The 21,433-nt window shown below is 43.6% G+C and carries 10 protein-coding genes; 4 read left to right on the top strand and 6 right to left on the bottom strand.

What is annotated here, in order from left to right; all coding sequences use genetic code 11:
* The first annotated feature begins 70 nt into the window (after positions 1 to 70).
* From ACSBL2_RS11020 to ACSBL2_RS11005, 4 genes are all read left to right on the top strand, one after another.
* Complete coding sequence (locus tag ACSBL2_RS11020) at positions 71 to 652, top strand: RNA polymerase sigma-70 factor (RefSeq protein ID WP_442591747.1); 582 nt, start codon at positions 71 to 73, stop codon at positions 650 to 652.
* 76 nt (positions 653 to 728) lie between these two features.
* Positions 729 to 1,727, top strand: a complete 999-nt coding sequence (locus ACSBL2_RS11015) for a FecR family protein (protein ID WP_442591746.1) — start codon at positions 729 to 731, stop codon at positions 1,725 to 1,727.
* A 219-nt stretch (positions 1,728 to 1,946) separates the two neighbouring features.
* Positions 1,947 to 5,282: a SusC/RagA family TonB-linked outer membrane protein gene (locus ACSBL2_RS11010; RefSeq protein ID WP_442591745.1), complete on the top strand. Its 3,336-nt coding sequence runs from the start codon at positions 1,947 to 1,949 to the stop codon at positions 5,280 to 5,282.
* A gap of 11 nt (positions 5,283 to 5,293) precedes the next feature.
* Entirely contained in the window at positions 5,294 to 6,700 is a 1,407-nt protein-coding gene (locus ACSBL2_RS11005) for a RagB/SusD family nutrient uptake outer membrane protein (protein ID WP_442591744.1), read from the top strand.
* A gap of 135 nt (positions 6,701 to 6,835) precedes the next feature.
* Here ACSBL2_RS11005 and ACSBL2_RS11000 read toward each other — a convergent pair whose 3' ends face one another.
* The 6 genes from ACSBL2_RS11000 to ACSBL2_RS10975 form a co-directional block, all read right to left on the bottom strand.
* On the bottom strand, positions 6,836 to 9,964 hold the full coding sequence (locus ACSBL2_RS11000) for a glycoside hydrolase family 2 TIM barrel-domain containing protein (protein WP_442591743.1): 3,129 nt from the start codon (positions 9,962 to 9,964) through the stop codon (positions 6,836 to 6,838).
* Positions 9,965 to 10,286: 322 nt separating this feature from the next.
* On the bottom strand, positions 10,287 to 10,793 hold the full coding sequence (locus ACSBL2_RS10995; protein WP_442591742.1) for a hypothetical protein: 507 nt from the start codon (positions 10,791 to 10,793) through the stop codon (positions 10,287 to 10,289).
* Between the two features lie 136 nt (positions 10,794 to 10,929).
* Entirely contained in the window at positions 10,930 to 13,413 is a 2,484-nt protein-coding gene (locus ACSBL2_RS10990; protein ID WP_442591741.1) for a glycoside hydrolase family 95 protein, read from the bottom strand.
* Between the two features lie 137 nt (positions 13,414 to 13,550).
* Positions 13,551 to 16,736 carry a two-component regulator propeller domain-containing protein gene (locus ACSBL2_RS10985; protein WP_442591740.1) on the bottom strand — a complete coding sequence of 1,062 codons (3,186 nt, stop codon included), beginning with the start codon at positions 16,734 to 16,736 and terminating at the stop codon, positions 13,551 to 13,553.
* A gap of 231 nt (positions 16,737 to 16,967) precedes the next feature.
* Complete coding sequence (locus ACSBL2_RS10980; protein ID WP_442591739.1) at positions 16,968 to 17,681, bottom strand: NrtR DNA-binding winged helix domain-containing protein; 714 nt, start codon at positions 17,679 to 17,681, stop codon at positions 16,968 to 16,970.
* Positions 17,682 to 17,874: 193 nt separating this feature from the next.
* On the bottom strand, positions 17,875 to 21,102 hold the full coding sequence (locus tag ACSBL2_RS10975) for a carboxypeptidase regulatory-like domain-containing protein (protein ID WP_442591738.1): 3,228 nt from the start codon (positions 21,100 to 21,102) through the stop codon (positions 17,875 to 17,877).
* Between the last annotated feature and the right edge of the window lie 331 nt (positions 21,103 to 21,433).

The following is a 21,433-nucleotide window of genomic DNA, read 5'->3' as shown; positions in this document are numbered from 1 at the left end:
TAAGGCCGCATTCTGTATTAATTTGACAAATCAATCTTAAACATTATATTAGGAAATTATTAAATTATACATGGGAAGGTTGAGCGAGGAACCGGATGAAGTTTTATTTTCATTATTGAAGCAGAACAGCGACAAGGCATTCGCTGTGCTCTTCCATCGCTACTGGGACAAAATGCTGGAAATCTCACTTCAAAAGCTTCACTCCCAGGATGACGCCGAAGAAGTGCTCCAGGATGTTTTCCTTTCCATATGGAATACACGCCATCAAACCATACTTAAATATACTTTTCGCACCTATCTTTCGGCCAGCCTAAAATACAGGATTTATGCAAAGTTCGCGGAACGTGCCAAACACCAGGCTACAGCTATAGATGGTATCATGGCAGACACACTACCCGACAATGCAACACAAAACTGGCTTGATTTCGATGAAATAAGGAAAGAGATTGAGACTCTGGTTGCCCAACTTCCGGAAAAATGCCGTATGGTATTTGAATTAAGCAGAAACGAAGGCATGACCACCAAGGAAATTGCTTCAAAAATGGAAATCAGTGAAAAAACAGTAGAAGGTCATATCACCAAAGCACTAAAACATCTAAAAAACAACCTGAACCTGGGAATTTTCTCTCTTTTACTATTTATTTACAGGTAATTGAAAAAAAAATCATTTTTTTTCAATACCAACCAAGGGTTTGCTTCCATTTCTTGTACTAATAGGTATAACGCCTATGAAACACCCGGACAAACAAAATACGGAGATTGAAATTTTAGCTAAAAAGCTAATGGAAAATACCATTTCCCAGGAGGAGTTGGCCCAACTGGAAAATTGGTATGCACAAACTCCTGAGGAACGCACCGTATGGAATCTTCAGAAGGAGAGTAAGACCCAGCTTATGGATAGACTCTTCAGGGAGATCACCCAAAAGAAATCGACCAGTCCAGCCACCGGACTTCTTTCCTGGTGGAAGATTGCTGCTGCGGCATCTGTCGCCATTATTGCAACGATTGGTATCCTTAGCTCCCGGCAGCAACGCACAGATCCAATTGTCCAAAAGAAAGTAGAGAACCTTGCCAATGGAAAAGTAACAAAAATACACTTGCCCGATCATTCCATTGTCTGGCTTAAAGGCAACAGCAGACTGGAATTCCCTTCAAAATTCAGTGATACCACACGTGAAGTTACGCTGTATGGGGAAGCACTGTTTGAAGTATCAAAAGATAAGAAGCATCCATTCCTCATCAGAACTGGTAGTTATGTAGCGCGGGTACTGGGAACCAGTTTCTATATCAAGGAGAATCATGAGGCAAAAACCTTTAAATTAACCGTTCTCACCGGAAAAGTGGCCATCACAGCGAAAGCCCTTGCCGGCAAACCTTCCCCTGCTACTGTATTGGTGATACCCGGACAGGAATACCAGGTACTCAATGTCACGCAACTGCCACGCATCATCACTACCCCTATAACGGAAAAACCACAAATTCTCCATGGTACACAATATGACATGAACTTTGAAAATGCAACCTTCAGCGAAGTCAGTCGCCGGATTGAACAAAAATTCAATGTCAAAATCTCCACCGGAGATGAAAAATATACCAACTGCTCTGTATCGGCAGATGTGACAGACCAATCCCTTGAAAATACACTCAAAGTGATTTCCTCTGTACTCAATTCCAGATATGCACTTAAACAGGATAAAATTACACTTCAGGGAGGAGGATGCGACTAATGAAATAAACTTTACTCAACCACCATAAAAAGCAACAGCAGGAGTGCTACGAACACCCTGCTGCAATGATTCAATAGCCTAATTCTTACTACTTAAACCAATCAAATGTACAACAAATTGTCCAATAGACCAGACTGTGCCCAAAATTTTGCGCCTGGAGACGGTAACGGTTTCCATCGGCCAGCTGCAGTGGATGCACGCTCGATACTCATCAAGATTATGAAATTTTCATTTATGCAAATTCTGGTTATCGCTTTTGCAGGTCAGCTTAGCTGGTCGGCCCCGGCAGAAGCACAACTCATCGAAAAGCGGGTAACCATCGCCTTTTCTGAACAAAAACTGGAAAGTATCCTCAAGTCAATTGCTGCCAAAGCCAAGTTCCGCCTGGTTTATAATAATGTCATCAGGAACAGCAATTCAAAGATGAGTGGCAATTATGAAAATATAAAAGTAAAGGATGTCCTGAATGCTGTCCTGAAATCGGATAAACTAACTTATGAGGTGATCAATGATCAGTTCGTGGTAGTCAAATCCATGAATGAATTTGAAACAGCTCCTTCAGCGTCCCCTCTTGTTAGTACTGATCGTGACGAAGAGAAACGGGAGGGTTTCGTCGTTTCAGGAGATGTCCTGGATGAAAACGGGGAAGCCATGATTGGTGTTTCTATCCGGGCAAAAACAGGATTCCAAACGGCTACGACCAATGCAAAAGGTCATTTTGCGTTGGGTATATCTGCGCCCAATACTGTGCTCGAATTCTCTTTTATCGGGTATAAAACTGAAGAAGTTGTGGTAAATTCAACCACCACACTGAAAGTGACCATGAAACCGGATCCAGCCAGGCTGGATGAGATTGTGGTTATCGGCTATGGAACCACCACCAAAAGAACCAGTACCGGATCACAAACAGGATTATCGGCTAAAGATATTGAAAAACAGCCGGTAACGAATGTTTTACAGGCATTACAGGGACGTTTACCGGGTGTATCTATTACCCAGACAAACGGATTACCGGGTGCAGGAATAAACGTACAAATTCGTGGATCCAATTCTATTGGCAAGAGCAACCGTCCTTTCTATATTGTAGATGGAGTTCCTTTTATATCAGAACCGATCAACCTTACAGCAGCCTCTTCTGCGTTCCCTTCTGCTGAAGGGAATACCAGTCCAATGAACACCATTAATCCATCTGATATCGAAAGTATTGAGGTGTTAAAGGATGCCGATGCGACAGCGATCTATGGATCACGAGGTGCAAATGGTGTGGTATTGATTACTACAAAGAAAGGAACTGCCGGTAAAACGAAGTTCAGCGTAAATGCCTCTTCAGGAGCAGCAGTGGTTCCCCACTTTGTTGATATGCTGAATACAGACGAATACCTTGCCCTCAGAAGAAAGGGGTTTGCCAATCTTACTACCAACCCAACCACGCCAAATGCGACCAATGCACCAGACCTGGTGTCATGGGATCCGAACACCAGTACCAACTGGCAGAAAGAACTATTGGGTGGAACTGCATTGACACATGATATCAATGCCAATATCACCGGTGGTGATGCACGTACCAATTTTTACATCAGCGGAAACTACCACCAGGAAGGAAATGTGTATCCGGGTGACCAGACGTATAAACGCGGGGGTGCCAAAGTAAGTATTAACCATGCTTCCCTGGACCAGAAACTTACCCTGGGTGTCTCAGTGATGTATTCAACAGATAAAAACAATATCTCTACAACAGATATCGCTACTTTTGCTTATTCATTGCCGCCAAATTACCCAATCTACAAACCGGATGGCACATTATATTGGGTTGCCGGTCCCGGAAACCCTTATGGTTACCTCTACCAGACCAATGACAACCGTACAAGTAACCTAATGACCAGTCTCAATGTTAAGTATAATATCCTGGAAGGACTGGATATCAAGACCACCATGGGCTACAGCAAAACGGACATGAACCAGGTGGTCCTCAGGCCTTCTACCTCACTGAGTGATGCCTATAGCGTAGTCAATTCCGGTACAGCATCCTATGCTTATACTTATTCCAATAACTACATTGTAGAACCACAGATTACCTATAATAAAAAACTAGGTATAGGAACAGTGAATTTACTTGCCGGAGGGACTTATCAGTTCAGACAATCTAAACAACCTTACTCTATTTCTGCTTCTGGATTCTCCAGTGATGACCTTCTCCAGAATATGTCACTGGCAACCACAGTCTCTACAAGTACAGCTTCAAAAGACTATAAATTTGCTTCACTCTTTGGGCGTATCAACTATAATATCCAGAATAAATATATTGTAAATGCCAATTTCAGACGTGACGGATCCTCAAGGTTCGGCCCTAACAATAAGTTCGGAAACTTCGGATCCATTGGTGCAGCCTGGGTATTCAGTGAAGAAAAATGGCTGAAAGACCAGTTGAGTTGGTTTAGCTTTGGTAAATTACGCGGTAGTTATGGTGTAGTGGGGAGTGATGAAATTGGTGATTATCAGTACCTGGCATCTTATACTGCAAACTCCTCTGTGTACAATGGAACATCAAGCCTGAACCCTTCAAGGATCGCTAACGATGACTTCAAATGGGAAAGCACTAAAAAACTGGAAGGCGGACTGGAGCTGGGCTTCCTGAACGACCGCTTGTCTATGACGGCCTCGTATTACAGAAACCGTACCGGCAACCAGCTGATTACGTATCCGCTAAGTCCGCAAACAGGATTTTCAGGTTACCAAAGCAACCTTTCAGCCGTAGTACAAAACTCAGGACTGGAACTTAGCCTCAACAGTACAAACATCAGGACCAAGACCTTCAACTGGACATCCAGTTTCAACATCAGTAAGAATAACAATAAACTATTGTCCTTCCCTGGTATAGAAAAGACTTCCTATTATACACAATACCTGGTGGGTAATCCGATCAGTTCATATTATGTGTATCAGTATACCGGGATCAATCCGACAACAAATCTGCCTGCCTTTACAGATTTCAATGGTTCTGGCGGAAATCCAACTACAGGATTTGCAGCAACAGGACGTGGTGACCGTTATTATGCAGGCCCTATGCAACCTGAATATTTCGGGGGATTAACCAACTCCTTTACTTATAAAGGTTTTAACCTTGATTTCACTTTCCAGTTTGTTAAACAAAAAGGACGCAGCCTTGCCACATCTTCCTTCTATCCTCCGGGATATATGTATAACATGGCTTCCAGCGTAGTGAACGATTACCTTGCCTTAGGCTCGCAGGACTATTTGGTGACAGCAGGAACTGCCGGAACAAACGGACTTCCTTCGTATCTGGCCTACAGCAACTGGTCAGGATCGGATGCAAACCTTGTTGATGCTTCATTTATCCGGTTAAAAAATGTCAGCCTTTCTTACACACTGCCCACGCAACTATTGACGAAGCTGCATGCACAGAAAGTTTCTGTATTTACCCAGGCACAAAATCTATTCACCATCACCGGATATGAGGGTTTTGATCCTGAATCGCAAGGGGTAGTTACTCCACCATTGCGCAGTATCGTTGCAGGTTTACAGTTTACTTTTTAATCCAACACCACATGAAAAAGACATTTAACAAAATAATACTGGCTGGACTGGGAATCACCACATGTTTACTTTCTGCCTGTGAGAAAATTGTAGACATCAATCCGCCAATCAATGAAATTACCACAGAAACCGTATTTTCGTCAGATAAGCTGGCGGCAAATGCACTTTCCGGACTCTATACAGGCCTTTCAGGCAGCACTACACAGAGTACCAGTCTTCCTGTTTACAGCTCTATTCAAGCAGATGACCTGTTGTATACCGGCATTAATGCGACCAGTAGTGAACTGTTCAACAATTCCTATTCTTTCCTGAGTACCTTCCAGTCTTCCATTTTCAGCGATTGGTACAGCACCATCTATAGGGCAAATGCCATCATTGAGGGACTACAGAAATATAGCGGAACTTCAGATGCGGTAAAGAAATCCTATACTGCAGAAGCCAAGGCCATCCGTGCGTATTGCTACTTCAACCTTGTCAACAGTTTCGGAGAAGTACCCCTGGTATTGACAACAAATGTAGCAGTGAATGCAGTGATGCCAAAAACACCAATCGCCACAATTTATGCACAGATGATTGCCGACCTGACAGATGCCAAAGCCAATTTGCTGCCTGATTATACGGCATCTTCCAATACCAGGCTTGGGGTGAACCGTTTTGTAGCCACTGCTTTGCTGGCCAGGGTATCGCTCTTTAACGGAGATTATACTGCAGCAGAAAGTAATGCTTCGGAAGTTATTGCTTCCAACCTTTACAGCCTGATCCCAACTGCTAATATCACTAATGGCGTATGGGTAAAAAACAATACGGAAAGCATCTGGCAGATGTCCCCGCCAATTAATGTAACCAATCAGTATACCATGGAAGCCGGAACATTTCTTCCTTCTTTCGGAGGAACGGCACAGTATGAATTACGTGGTTCATTTGTGGCGCTTTTCAGTGATACAGACAAGCGCCGCGAGAAATGGATGAGACGTGATACCATCGGTACAACCATAAAGGTCTTGCCTTTCAAATACAAGTATACCACCAATGCATTGGCAGTTGCTGCAGGTGTAGCAGAGTCTCCTACCGTACTTCGCCTCGCAGAACAGTACCTGATCAGGGCTGAAGCAAGAGCCAGGACAGGAACGAACCTGAGCGGTGCACTGAGCGATATGAATATGATCCGCTCAAGGGCTGAAGCAACAGCCAGTACAACGACCGACCAGGCCACATTGCTGGATGAAATTTTGCTTGAAAGCCGTAAGGAACTTTTCTGTGAACAGGCTTACCGTTGGTATAACCTGAAACGTACAGGACAGGCAGATGCCGTACTGGGTGCCTTAAAGAGCTCCTATAAACCTACTGCAAAACTCTTCCCAATTCCTGCAACAGCAATTGATGCCAATCCTTACCTGGTACAAAATCCCGGATATTAAAAATATGCACTAAAGACCAAAGGAGAAGATAAACACTTTGAGTATATCCTCTCCTTTGGTACAAAATCTTCTTGGAAATAGTTAATAATTGTTAAACGCAGCTGGTGGATGCCACTGCGTTTTTCATATAAGTCCTTATCGGATTGGTTTAATCATAAAACTGAAATTATAACCTGTGAATGGTAACTGATACTGCTCCAGTGGTCTTGATCGCCAGCTGTCAATCCCCCCCACTCCCATTTGCTTAAAATCTATATTCAACTGGGTTTCCGGCCGTGCACTGATATCAGCAGCATGGCGCTGGTGACGTTTATCCCCATCATCCAGGTCTGCATCAAAATAATGAAGTGCACTCATACTCAATTGGGTATCCGAAGTCACAACAAAACCCTTGCCCGACTTATCCATGACTTTGAACCACCTAATGCCTGTTTTATTACCTGTCTCCTGTGGGGTAACGTAAGGAAAGTACTGTGATTTAACCGACTGCCGGTAAACACCGACATGAGCACTGAATGACCTGTCCTGATAATTTTCCTGCGGTCCCCTGCCATAATATTCAATTTGCCCATATCCGGCAGGCAGGATCCATTGCATTCCGAAACGGGGAAGAATTTCTGTGTGAGCAGCTGTATCTGCCACCATATGCTGGTTCACGAGCAATTCCCCTTTTCCATTCATCGTATACACCACAGTCAGCTTTGCAGCTACATCAGGAAGCGAAAATGAGGTGGTAACCAAGGCTTTCCCATCTGCAACCTCAGTTTCAAAGGCCAGTAGCCTGGCCTTGGCAAACGCATCTTTCCATTTCTTTAATTTAAGCTGCAGATCAGCACCAAAATCGTTGTCATTCGGAGCTCGCCAGAAATTGGGCTTTAATCCATACAGACTGTCCAGCATCTCCCTGCCTTCCACACGGTACTGTTTCAGGACTCCCTTTGCTTTATCAAAGGTCATACTGAAATTTACCGATCTGAATTCAACTTCTTTACCATTTTCTATCTTCTCCATTTGCCCTGAAGCGGATAGATGCAGGTCATTGACATAAGTGCCCCCAAGCTTGATCTGCTCAACAGCAACAATATGCCCGGACTCCAGCAAAGGTTCAGCAGATTTCAATCGGTACGTCAGGTTCAGAAAGGCTTCTCCTTTAGCAGGAGCATGATAAGGAATGCTGAAAGATTTGCTCTGCATAGGGTCAACCTTCACTGAGGTTATCTTTCCTTTCTCAACAGATTTTCCATTGACAGTCACTTCCCATTCCATCTGTACATTATCCAGGTTGGTAAAGAACTTCTCATTGTAAACCTCAATTTTATGCTGTTCTTTGAGCACAGTGTGAATATCCTGATAAACCTTTTTCATTTCCCAGGCATGGGGATAGGGCGTTCTGTTTGCATAAAAAACACCTTTGGCTGCGTAGTTCCAGTCCGTGATCGCTTCCTTCGGCTCGTAGTCGCCACCATAGGTATAAACGGTATCACCTTTAGAATTGACCCTTTGAAAACACTGGTCTACAAAATCCCAGATAAAACCTCCCTGAAAGGCATGTTTATTTTTCCTGATGATCTCCCAGTAATCCACAAAATTGCCAAGGGAATTGCCCATAGCATGTGCATACTCACACATAATAAATGGTCGCGATGGAACCGGATTAGCTTTAGCATAAGCAAGCATCCGATCTGGTGTCGGGTACATCGGACAGATGATATCAGAGTTCCATTCATAGGTAAAGGTCTTATAATCTGCCACGGCACGCTCATATTGCACCGGGCGACTCTTGTCGCGTTTCTTCATCCACAGGTAACAAGAGTAGAAGTTATACCCGTTACCGGCTTCATTTCCCATGCTCCAGGTAATGATAGAAGCATGGTTTTTGTCCCTTTCCACCATCCTTTGCACCCGCATCAAGTGGGCGGATACCCAGGTAGGCCTGTTCGCCATGGTTTTGGTAATATCATATCCCATTCCGTGGGATTCAATATTTGCTTCACCCACCACATAAATCCCGTATTCATCGCAGAGATCCAGCCAATACTCCGTATTCGGATAATGGCTGGTACGCACTGCATTGATATTAAACTGTTTCATCAGTTTAATATCTTTAAGCATGGCTTCTTTCGATATCACCTGTCCGGTTACAGGATCCGTTTCATGTCTGTTGACTCCCTTAATGAGTACAGGTTTTCCATTGACCAGAAAAAGGCCGTTTTTGATTTCAATTTTACGAAAACCAATACGTTGCGGGATAATTTCGATGATTTCATTTTTATCGTTTTTCAGGGTGACCGTCAGATCGTACAAAGCCGGAGTTTCAGCACTCCACAACTTTGGCGACTGCATGTCCATTTTGTAAAAGGCCTGATCAGTTCCATCAAACTTTAGGAGCTGCTGTTTAACGACCTTGTCCCCATCTTTCAAGGCTACCTCTGCACTTATCCCTGCTCCAGGTTTATTCAACTTCAGGCTGATATTTAACCATCCGTTTTTATAGAGACTGTCCAAATCAGGAATAGCTTCAATATCTTCCAGATGCATGGGATTTCTGGCGAGAAGATAACAATCCCTGGTGATGCCACTCAATCGCCACATGTCCTGGTCTTCAATATAATTCCCATCTCCCCAGCGCATTATCTTGAGGACAATTAAATTCTTACCGGGTTTCAACCAGGGACTAATATCAAAATCTGAAGGCAGTTTACTGTCTTCGCCATAGCCAACAAACCTGCCATTTACCCAAACAGATAAATTAGACTTTGCTGCTCCAATATGTAAAACCACTTGCTTTTTTTGCCAATCAGCAGGAATATCAACCTCACGGCGGTAAACCGCTGTGGGATCAAAATTTAAAGGCACTAAGGGTGGATCAACTTTTCCACCCATCAGATAAGCAAATTCAAATCCACTTGTCGTATAAATCGGGAAGCCATACCCATTCAGCTCCCAATTGCCTGGTACCTTAAAGGTCTTCCATTTGCTGTCATCAAACTGTACCGACTCAAAACCTACAGGAAGGTCTGCAGGTTTTTCCGCCCAACTGAACTTCCAGTCGCCATTTAAACTTTGGTAATTGGCAGATGATCTCCAGTCCTTTTTCTCTGCTGCTTTTTCATTTTCAAAAACAAAATAGGAAGAATGCATAGGCATTCTGTTGACCTCATTAACAGTTTCATCCAACCAGTAGGGCTGCTGTGCTTTCAGGTTTAAACTGAACAGCAAAATCATCAGCACAGGTAAACAGCATATCACATTGTATCTCTTCATAAAAAATTGCAGTTAATGAGGTTATAACAGATCATCCACATCACATGGCTTGAATCTTGTTTTGCAAGAAAGCTTATTCTATTAAGAATTCTTTCTTACCAATTACCAAGGTGTAACAATATTTTAACAAGAAACCGAACGTCGGACAAACCATAGCCAGGGATACCGTACCCCCATACAACAAAATAGAAAAGCCAGAGAAAAGCCACAGCGACTCTGGCTTTTCTCTGGCTGTAAACAGTTTTTAAATGCGCGATACCTGCTTTTGTCCTCTACTGAAGAATGAGGCTCAACTATCTTCCTCTCATTAAGCTTGACATTTTTAATTGATCTGCTCGAATGTATATTTCACCTTTTCATAGTCGATGGGCTCTGTCTTTTTGAAAAACCTCATATTCATGTAGATTTCGATGGTACCCACGCCCATAATGAGTTTATTGTCTTTTTTCAGCAGGGAAATCGGGTCTCTCTCCCGCTTTGCTGTTCCGATATGGCGAAAATAATAAGTTCCCTTCAGGGTATCCCCTTTCAGTACTCCATTCACTTCTCCTGAATCCTTAAAGGTCCCATTAAAATTGATGACCAGCTTTCCATAGAATGCCTTGTCGTAAAAAGTAAGGTCGAGCATGGCGGTATCGTTTTTATTGATCGCCCTGTAAGATGCCCTGGTCTCCTTTCCGCGTGGTTTTTCATCCTGACAGCTGAAAATACAGCACAAAATGTACAGCAATAACACACCTCCGGTATACCTCAAAGAACCTGATAGTTTTGTTCTATCCCTATCCTGTTGAACACAGTCAGCTGTACTATTCTTTTTTATGTAGGCCATCTTATTTATTTTTTAAGGATCAGGTGAGCTTTTCAGTAAAGCCATCCCCGAATGTTGAATCCCGGAATGGCCGTGAAATTAGTACAATTTGTCCGATTAAAAAATATAGCCTGGAAGAATAGACAGCACAGTTATCCTATTCTTTGATCAGCTCATAAGAATCTCCGGCACTGGTCTTAACATCATACAGTTTCCCTCTGGCTATTGCTAAACCTTTTAAAGAAGCTTTTCCGGATATCAGGGGCTGTTTAATTTCATTGATGCGATAAAAAGGATTTAAATTCCTTCCCTTCGCCGGGCTGGCAATTTTAAGATTAGGCTCCACCTCACCATGAACCCTGATGCGGCAGTTCCCACCCAATTGTGACTTGATCTTCAGGTAGCTGATCTGACCATTTTTCCAGGACATATCGACCACAAATCCTCCCCTGGCGATCAGCCCTTTGATACTACCCTGCTTCCATACCCCAGGGATTGCGGGCAACAGGTGTATGGAGCCGTCGTATGACTGCATTAACATTTCAGCTATTCCAGACGTACAGCCAAAATTGCCATCAATCTGGAATGGCGGATGAGCATCAAACAAATTGGGATAAGTGCCCCCATTCTGCCCCTGCGTCTCTTTTGGTGCCGGGGATAACTGGTCGGCAATAAGCTTATAGGCCCTGTTACCATCCAGCAACCTTGCCCAAAGATTCACTTTCCAGCCCATCGACCAACCGGTAGATTTATCTCCCCTGATCACCAATGTGTTTCTTGCCGCTTCAAAAAGCTCCGGATTTAAAAATGGCGAGATCTGACTGCCAGGAAAAAGACCATACAGATGTGAAACATGACGATGTCTATCCTGTTCCTTGTCCCAATCCATCAGCCATTCCTGCAATTGTGAAAACTGGCCGATCTGCATCGGTGGTAAACGTTTAATCATTCCAGTCAAGGTATCTGAAAGTTTTTTATCCTGCTGCAGGATGGTAGCGGCACTCACTACATTTGAAAACACATCAAATACCAGTTGATTGTCCATGGTGGTACCCGCACTGATCCCTACATTTTTCATGTAAGTGTTCTCGGGTGACATGGAAGGAGCGACAACCAGCCATTTATGGGCGGGTTCTTCCTGGAGAACATCGGCATAAAACAAGGCTGCACCTTTAAGTACCGGATAAACATCCTTCAGAAACACCTTATCCCCGGTATATAAATAATGCTGCCACAGGTGCTGACTTAGCCATGCCCCTCCCATGGGCCACATGCCGTAAAAACCTCCGTCTACCGGCCCTGTAATACGCCACAGGTCTGTATTGTGGTGCATGTTCCATCCGCGTGCATGGTACATTTGCCTTGCACTCTCCTGACCGGTTACAGAAAGATCTTTCAATAGATCAAAAAGTGGCTCATGCATCTCCGGTAAACCGGTCACCTCTGCCGGCCAGTAATTCATTTCGGTATTGATGTTAACGGTATACTTGCTGTCCCACGGTGGATTAAGTTTATCATTCCATTTCCCCTGAAGATTTGCAGGCTGACTACCAGGCATGGAACTTGAGATGAGCAGGTAACGGCCAAACTGAAAATACAGGGCAACCAGAGCAGGGTCATTGCCATTGCCAAATTCCCGGATTCGCCGGTCGGTGGTATTCCTGGCAGCAGCAGAAAACCCAAGGTCGAAAGATACCCTATCGAAGTATTTCTTATAAGTTTCCACATGCGATTTTTTTAAATCCGCATAAGGTTTTCCCTTCACATGGGCCAGGTGCTGACTTGCTTTGAGCTCCTCATCTGCACTGATATCTTTATAATTCTGCACATTGGTTGCCATAGAAATATACAGCACAACAGCATTTGCCTCCCGGATATCTATCGTATTCTCTGTCTGCTGTATACTTCCGCCTGTTACTTCAGGTTGCACCTGCACCTGAAAACGAACCTTTCCTTTTTTATTATCTACCGTCGAGGAAACCCCGGAAAGTATCAGTTTCCCCGGCTGTGTGGCTACCACATGGTCTTTAAAAGGGCTGTTCATGCCCAGCACCATGGAAATATGACCGGGCTGATCTGCCGTCAACCTAATGATGATCACACTATCTGTCAGTGATGCAAAATACTCCCGCTGGTAACGGACACCTCCACTCTCATAGCTTACTGCTGAAACCGCATTGGCCACATCCAGTTCACGACGGTAGTTCTTAATTGCTTTCTGCCCCTTAAAATTGATCAGAAGACTTCCTGCAGTCTGGTAAGCCATTCCATAGTTTGAATTTGGTGGTGACTGTCTTGGGAAGGTGGTGTTGGCAAGATCCTGTGCCTGTTGGTAACTGCCCTCAAACAACAATTTACGGATATTGACGATGGGGTCATATACCTCTGGAATTATATTATTACCAGGTTCCCCGGCCCAAATGGTTTCCTCATTCAATTGGACCTCATCTTTCTCCACTCCGCCAAAGATCATTCCTGCGAGTTTCCCATTCCCTATCGGCAGGGCTTCATTCCAATTATCGGCTGGTTGAGCATACCATAATTTTAGCCTATCCGGATGCTGGTCCTGACCATGGGTACTGATACCCACAAAAGACAAAACCACCATGGCTGCTATTGACATTTTTTTTAAACCTTTCATCTGATCATACATAAGATTATACAGCTTTGAAACATTCATTGCTGTACACAAACCTAGCCGGCCAAGCCCAAAAAGGGGTTTAAAATTTGGTGAAATAGGTGTAAATTCTAACCAATCGATCCTTTCAGGTATAAAACCTATGTTTTTTGCTTGAGATACGCAGATGGAGAGCGCTGATATTTTTCTTTAAAACAGGTACTGAAGTATTTCGCATCATTGAATCCAGAGGTATAGGCTACAATGGAAATATTCGTCTCTCCGCCATCCAGTAATTGCTTTGCCCGCTGCAGGCGCATATCCCTCACAAATTCAACAGGTGTTAAATCTGTCAGCTGCTTAAATTTCCTGTAGAACGTTGTCCTGGCCATCCCTATGGTTTCCGCCACCTGGTCGATATTGAATGCTGTACTGACCATGCCATCTTCTACAATACGAACTACCTCCCTCAGAAAATCATCATCCCTGGAAACCATTTTAACGGCAGACGGACTCAATTGAACCCCTCTTCCTTCCTGAGCAGGTACAGTAGCGTCTGCTTTCTGCCGATTGATGAAATCGTTTATGAAGAAAGGAAAGTGTTCATTATCGAATAACCTGATGGGAAGAACTACCAGGGTAATACTTTCCACTAAAATGATGCATAGGATCAGGTAACCCAGGCAGGCCCACCAGGTTTGCCACAATGCTGGTGAGATGACAATTTCCAGCCGCCGATAAGGCATAGGCGCATACAGGTCTTTGTTCATGCTTTTCACTTCAAAAGTATACTTTCCCGGGGGAAGGTCGGTATAGGTACTCCTCTGCTCTCCGTTATTCAACTGCCATTCCTTTTCATATCCCTTTAGCCTGTAAGCATACCATTGTTTATTGGCATACCGCTGGGAAAGCGTGACATAGGTTATACTAATGCTGTTTTCATAGTGTTTCAGGCAGAGCATGGAAAGGTAATTGATATCCTTCTGCAGCATTCCATTCCGGGTACTCCTGGTTTTATTATTTACTTCCAAACCGGTAAAAACAAGGTTTGTCTTTACTTTTTCATCCCTGATGTCAGCCGGCCTGAATCTGATAAAACCTTTGACCGTACCAAAAACAAGGTCGCCATTTGCAGTGCCCAGCGCTGCGCCTTCTGAAAAATTAACCTTGGGCAGTCCGTCATAAGTATCAAAATTACGGAAGGTGTGTGTACCGGGATCAAACCTGCTCAGTCCGCCATGGGAGCTGATCCACAACCTGCCCGTTTGATCTTCCACACAACCCAGGAGATAACTATTTCCCAGGCCATCATTTGTTGGAAAATTCTTGAAAATGAGCGACCCCATGGCATCTTTTCCTCCGGCAAGCTCCAGTCCCGCTCCGGAGGTGCCCAACCACATCCTGTTTTTTGCATCACGGTAAATAAACTGGATATCGTTATTCCCAAGGCTATTTTTTTTTCCCAGCTGTTTACGGTAAGTTTTAGTCCGGAATTCCGGGGAATAAATATCCAGTATCAGCAAACCGTCTGTGGTACCTGCCCAAACATGCCCTTTTTCATCCGAGGCCAGGTGCCTTATCTGCTGAAACGAACCCTGGGGATAGCTCCTGGCCATCCGGTTCATTTGCAGAAAATCCAGTTGATTTCCCCTTTCCCTGACCAGGTTCAGTCCCCGGCCAAAAGTAGCGACCCAGACCTGTCCTTTTTTATCCTGTAATAACGCATACACCTGATTGCTGCTTAAGCTGTGTCCATCCTTCGGATCATTGACAAAATGACTAAGCCGGTAGCGTGTCCTGGCAGGGTCAGTCGGACTGGCCTTAAACAAGCCGTTTCCTTTAGTACCAAACCAGATGTTCCCCGCCTTATCCTCTAACATCGTGTAAACCGGCCCAAGTCCCCCAGGAGGTTCATTGACAAATACCTGATCACTGAGCTGATGACCATCACGGTACAATAGCAGCTTTCCACTTTTCACACCAAACCATAATCTCTTGTTCCTATCGTACAGGATGCCCCTGATTTCATTATTTGCTTTATCGATGGTGTGCCTGTCTACTAATTGCTGACTGAACTGATGGTCCTGAAAGATGACCTTATGAATCCCCCGGTCATCTGTGCTGAGCCACATCACGTCCTGCGGGTCATAAAAAACCTTATACACTACATTAGAAAACTGTCTGTCGATGGAATTGGGCTTGTTATAGAAATAGGCAACCTGATCTCTTCCGGCATCATAGTAACCAAATCCTCCTCCCTTCATATTCACCCAAACCAATCCGCGTTTATCTTCAAAAACTTTAAAATAATTGACTTTGGGATCCACCTGCCGGTCGGCCACCTGGGTATAGTGTTTTGATGTTGCAGAATATGGATCGAACCTGATGACTCCACGTTTATCCGGCTGTATCCAAAGCATACCGGAGCGGTCTTCGTAAATGGTATGAATTGGATTCTTATCCACCACGGAAACAGTTATTCGGTTTCCGTTTAAATCCATTGTCAATAAGGCACCATTTCCGGTGGCGGCATAGATGACATTTTTTTTAAGCGACAACTTTAGTGCATTCAGGGGGCTGCCCGAAGACTTCCTGATACTGAAACTGTTTGTATATTTATGGTAAATCACCAATTCTCCTTCGTTGGTTCCAAAATAAACTGCTGCTGCTCCTTCAGTGAAGGTACTAAAGTTTTTCCTGGCGATAGCAGGATCAACAGCCAGCGGTTTAAACAGGCCTTTGGAATCTTTTCTCATACGGATCAGGCCTTTGACTGAACCAATCCAGACATTCAGCTGTTTGTCCTGTTCCATAAAATTGAACTGATCGAATGGGACTTGTACATCCGTACCGGCCCCCTGTCCGTACCTCTTAAAAACTTCCTTGTGCTGAGGCCCATCCTTTTGGGGAGAGAACCATCCCTTTTCAGCAGAAAAAAGCCAGATAGATCCGTCTCTGAGTTTGCAGATTTTCTCAAAAAACACCTGGTATCCTCTTTCCTTACTGACCAGTGCAGAAATATTGAGGAAAGCTCCATTTTCCCTGTTGAATTTATACACCTGTTTTCCGGCTCCCATTAACCATAAGTTGGCGGTTCCGTCGGCTACAATGTCATCAATCCTGTCGTTGGTCAGCGGGGAATTGTCACCTGGCACAGATTTATAGGAAAGAAACTGATAACCGTCGAACCGGTTGAGACCACCCCAGGTGGCAAACCATAAAAATCCGTTGTGATCTTTCAGCAGACTGGTGACAGAATTGTGTGAAAGCCCATTTTCTGTAGAAAAATATTCAATTTTACACTTTGGTTGTGCAAACGCATGAAAGGAAGAAAAGAGTAAGAGCAACAGATAATATAAAATTGCCCGCGGTTTAAACAGTCCAGTATAAAAACTAATCGGTGCTGATTGTTTAATGCTATTCCGTTTTGCAGATGAGGGTTTGTTCCGGCAGGGCATGTGTATATTTGGTGTAGCTCAAATTGAATCCTATTCAATCTGCTAAAAATATGATTTTCGTTGCGCATTACACCATATCCGCTGATCAATTTCTTACCTCAGCACTTTCAACACCCGGGGTCACCATGTCTTTGCCAAACCATTTTCCAGGCCCTGAAAATATTTCTGCAAATTAAATTGGTAGAGCTCTGATGGCCTGGAGAGCGCAACAGATCGGGTCATGGACAATTTATTCAGGATATCATACCCCTTGATTTTCCGGTAAAAATTACCCCTGTTCATGGGCATTGCGAGGATTTGTTCGTATACTCCCTGTAATTCTGCCATAGTAAACACCTGCGGAAGAAAATAATAGCAGATTGGATCATAATTCAGGTTCCGCTGAATTTTCCCAAAAGACTTGCGGTAACACTCCACATCCTCATTGTCTAGCTTCGGGATTGAATGGATACCGTGCCAGCTGTACAATTCTTCATCCGGACCCTTTTTTAATTCTTCTTTCCTGATGATGGCATAGAAATTTATAGTCAGTATCCGCTGTAAGGGTAGAGATCCTATTTTTTTCTCTTCTGCATCCGTAGCTGATGCCCGATCCCGGACTTCAACCTGCCGGAAAAACATCGTTTTTACGCCTGTTACCGAAAATATCATACGCCGCACGCCTTCATCCAGATTTTCATCCAACCTGACCATCCCTTCAGGAAAAGTTCTGCAGCCTTGCCTGTCCTTTTTCTTTAACAGTATTTTAAGGGTTTTATCCCAAGTAAAAACAACACATTTGATATGCAGAAATGGCTTTCCCCCTTCACCAGCAATATTTACACGTTTATCCATCACACAAATTCTTCATTTTTAGACAGCTTCATCCTCATTTACAAAAATCAGTCTTGTTTGCCTAAGGATTAGGATACACATTACGGGAGTTCCTACCAATTTTACTGATTCTTCCCTATTTAGCCGGTCATAAACAACAAATCCCAATGGCGAAGGCACCATCGGGATTTGTTGTATTTAAAAAGAAAAGAAATTAGAACGAATAACGTACGCCAAACTGACCTTGCCAAGGATTTCCTGATGGAGAGGCAATACCAGAATTGTTTACACGGTATACGAACTGATTGGTTGTGGTGTTAAATCCGGGTTGTGCCGGAGCTGTATCTGTTTTAGGTGTTCCCAATGAGTACAATGACTGGTTGCCCATTGACTCGTTTACACCCCATTTTTTATTCAATAAGTTCGCTACATTAAATAGCTCTCCTGAAAACTCAATGCTATGCGTTTTGTAGATTTTGAATTTCTTACTGATTCTTAAATCTACCGTACCATAGAAACCATTTACACCACCATTTCGCTCTGCCATTTTACCGGAGTACTTATTGATATAGTCTTTTAAACTCTGACTTGCATTTGGGTTATCCAGGATAGCCTGTAATCCTGTACGTACATTTTGCGGCACACTTGCATTGTTTACATCAAAAATATAAGCAAGGTCATTTGTTCCCGACACAAAATCACCGTTGGTATTGCCACCTGAAAGCAGGCTATACCTTGTTCCGCTGATTGCTGAGTAACGTACACCCACACTAAATCCTGCAAATGTAGGCAGTGTACCATATACCACTATCTTATTACGGAACTGGTTATCAGAATAACTCATTTTACTTAAATCACGGGGATCATCTTCTACCGGAAAAGATAAGGTAGCAGTATTGGCTACGTTACCGTTATAAGATGTGTTGTCTTTGGTATCATTCCAGGTATAACTTACGGTAATCTCACCATCTTTAAAATATTGATAAGTTGCGTCAACGACCACTGCAAACTGGTTGATTTTACCCTTACTGTTCATCTCCAGCACACGGCCCAATTTATTGCTGATACGGCCTTGCTGCCAATCCGGAGAATTGTCTTTAATAGATGAAGCTGGCACATATACGCCTCTTCCTCCTTCATTCTCCAGGGTAAAGAATGGTGTAGTGACCATATTGCGGTCAACATACATATAGTTATGTCTCGCCAGTGTCGCATAACCAGTAATACCCGCTCTCAATTTATCGGTAAAGAAGTGGTTATAAGAAGCATTCGCTTTATAAACTACAGGTACACGTGCGTCACTTGCATTGGTGTTGATGGTGATCAGTTTATTGACCCCAGGGATATCAAAAAGTTCTACACCAGGCGAGGTAGAGGGATCATTACGGTAACCCGGGAAGTTTGGCGTAGGTACGTTAGGTGTTCTTACATCAACGGAGGCAATCCGTGTACCATCGAATACCCTGTTATTGATCGTTGCGTAATTATTGATATCTGAACCAAAAATACCGGCACCAAAACGTACATAGTCGCGGTGTTCTTCATTTACGTCGAGCGTAAATTGTACACGTGGCTGGAATTGAAAAGTAGACAGGGAATTGTCAGTACGTAAACCCAATTCGTCATACACCAACTGATTCAATGGAGCAGCAGGGTAATGGGTATAGTCCGCACGGATACCGGCATTCATTTCCAATCCTTTGGCCAGTTTAGTCTGCATCTGCGCATAAAGGGCAGAATTGAAGATGCCTTGTGTTACACTGGGATCGGCGATCAATGGAACCTCCCTGGTATAACGGTAAGGTGTCAGATTAGAAAAATTATCTATGGCAGAAACCACATCCCCGCTAGCCGTCTGTGTATTACCGAAGAAAAACTTACCGTTCAGCTCACTGCCATAAACAGAATGTGCACGGGTATACATCAGGTCTGCACCAAATGTATATTTTACCTTATCGGTATTAAAGTATAAGTTATCTACCAATTGGAAGACATTGTTCTCAAATCCTTCCTGGGCAAAACGGTGACCGCCAATCTGGATGTTGGTATTCAAGGTAGTACCTCCCACCGAAGATTCCAACCCTTCCACTACCGCACGCGGGATATTTGCCGAAGGAAGCTCGCTGCCAGGACTACTTTGCTGATAAGTGTACAAATGCATGGCTTTCAGCTCATTTGTTAAGCGGGGACTGATAGAAGTACGTAAAGTCGCCAATAAGTTATTTTCCACATTCTTATCGTTACCATAGGACTCATACAGGTTAATCGCCGTATTGTCTTCTAGTCCAAGATTATTTCTGTCATTGGTATAATTGTCCCTGATGGTCAATAAGTTTTTCTCATTGATCTGCCAGTCAATACGGGCAAAAGCAGCGTCAGAACCTCTCAGTTTATCGAATTCACCAAATTGTTTGTTATTTGACACCCCATATTTCTCACGTGCAATGCCAACAAAATTATCTAAAGTAGATTGTGTCAGTTTAAGCCTGGTTTCATCTGCTGAAGATTGGATATTGGCAATTTGCAGCGGACGGGCTTCCCTCTGGTGATCCCAGGCTACAAAGAAGTGTAATTTATCTTTGATGATGGGACCACCCAAAGAGAATCCATATTGATAGGTAGAGAAATCAGATATCCGTTTATTTCCGTTGATTGCATACCTGCTCGCCAGCCAGTCTGCGCGGCCATAAGTAAATGCACTCCCCGTCAGTGTGTTGGTACCCGACTTGGTTACGGCACTGATTGTACCTCCACCGGCACGGCCCTGGGTCACGTCATACTGGTTGGTCACAACCTTAAACTCACGCACAGCTTCCATAGAAAGTGAGTAAGGGGCACCCGAGCGGCTGGTGGTTGAGCCACCTGAGGTTGGGTTCTTTGCATTCATCCCGTCAATGGTATAATTGGTAGACGATCCCAATTGCCCCATCAGGCTTCCTCCCCTGCTTAACGGAGAAAGATCCATTAAACTGGTGAAGTTCCGCCCGTTTACAGGTAATTTCGCAATATCCCTCGCCGAAACCGTTGTTGCTGCACCGAAGTTTTCCGTCTTATTTTTCATTCCTGAGCCTACAATTTCAACCACTGAAAGACTTTGTACATTATCCTGCATGCTAATGTTTACCCTTACGGCATCACCCTGGTTCAGGGAGTAACCTGTCCTTTTCTGGTCACCGAATCCAACATATTTTACAGTCACACTATAAGGCGTTCCCAGGGGAAGTTCCTTAAAGGTATATACCCCTTTTGCATTGGTTGTAGTCGAAGTCGTAAATCCGGTCGATTCATTCCGCACCTGAACCGAAGCCCCGGGAATTGGCTGGCTCTTATCGTCGGAAATGACTCCCGATATCGAAGCTTGTGTGGTTTGTGCTGCTAAATCATTTCTTCCAAAGCAGGTAAGGAAGAACAGCATGAAAGTAAAGAATAAATTTTTTATCATTTTTTTTGTTTTTGAATACTGGTGGCAACAACATCATCTGCTCTATTAAGCTTTGATGAGATGACACCACGATTAAACTGGGGTGAATTAATTTCGTGGCGAAAGTAGAGGCATCATGTTACTAAAAACACACCTAAAAGTTAAGAAATTGTTCAACAGCGAATGCAGCTTAATTTTAAGGTACTACAAATCTATCCGGTAAAAAGACAGAACGGGACACCTGTCTATTCATAAAACTCAAAAACATATTTTAAACGAAACATATTTTCAAAAAACAATTCAAAGGGGTACTACACTACTACTACAAAACCTTAGGGAGAGCCAATATTGC

It is taken from the genome of Pedobacter sp. AW31-3R (assembly GCF_052180285.1).
In the GTDB taxonomy this organism is placed as follows: domain Bacteria; phylum Bacteroidota; class Bacteroidia; order Sphingobacteriales; family Sphingobacteriaceae; genus Pedobacter.
The sequence above is the reverse complement of the archived record's forward strand: the minus strand, read 5'-3'. Positions and strand labels throughout refer to the sequence as shown.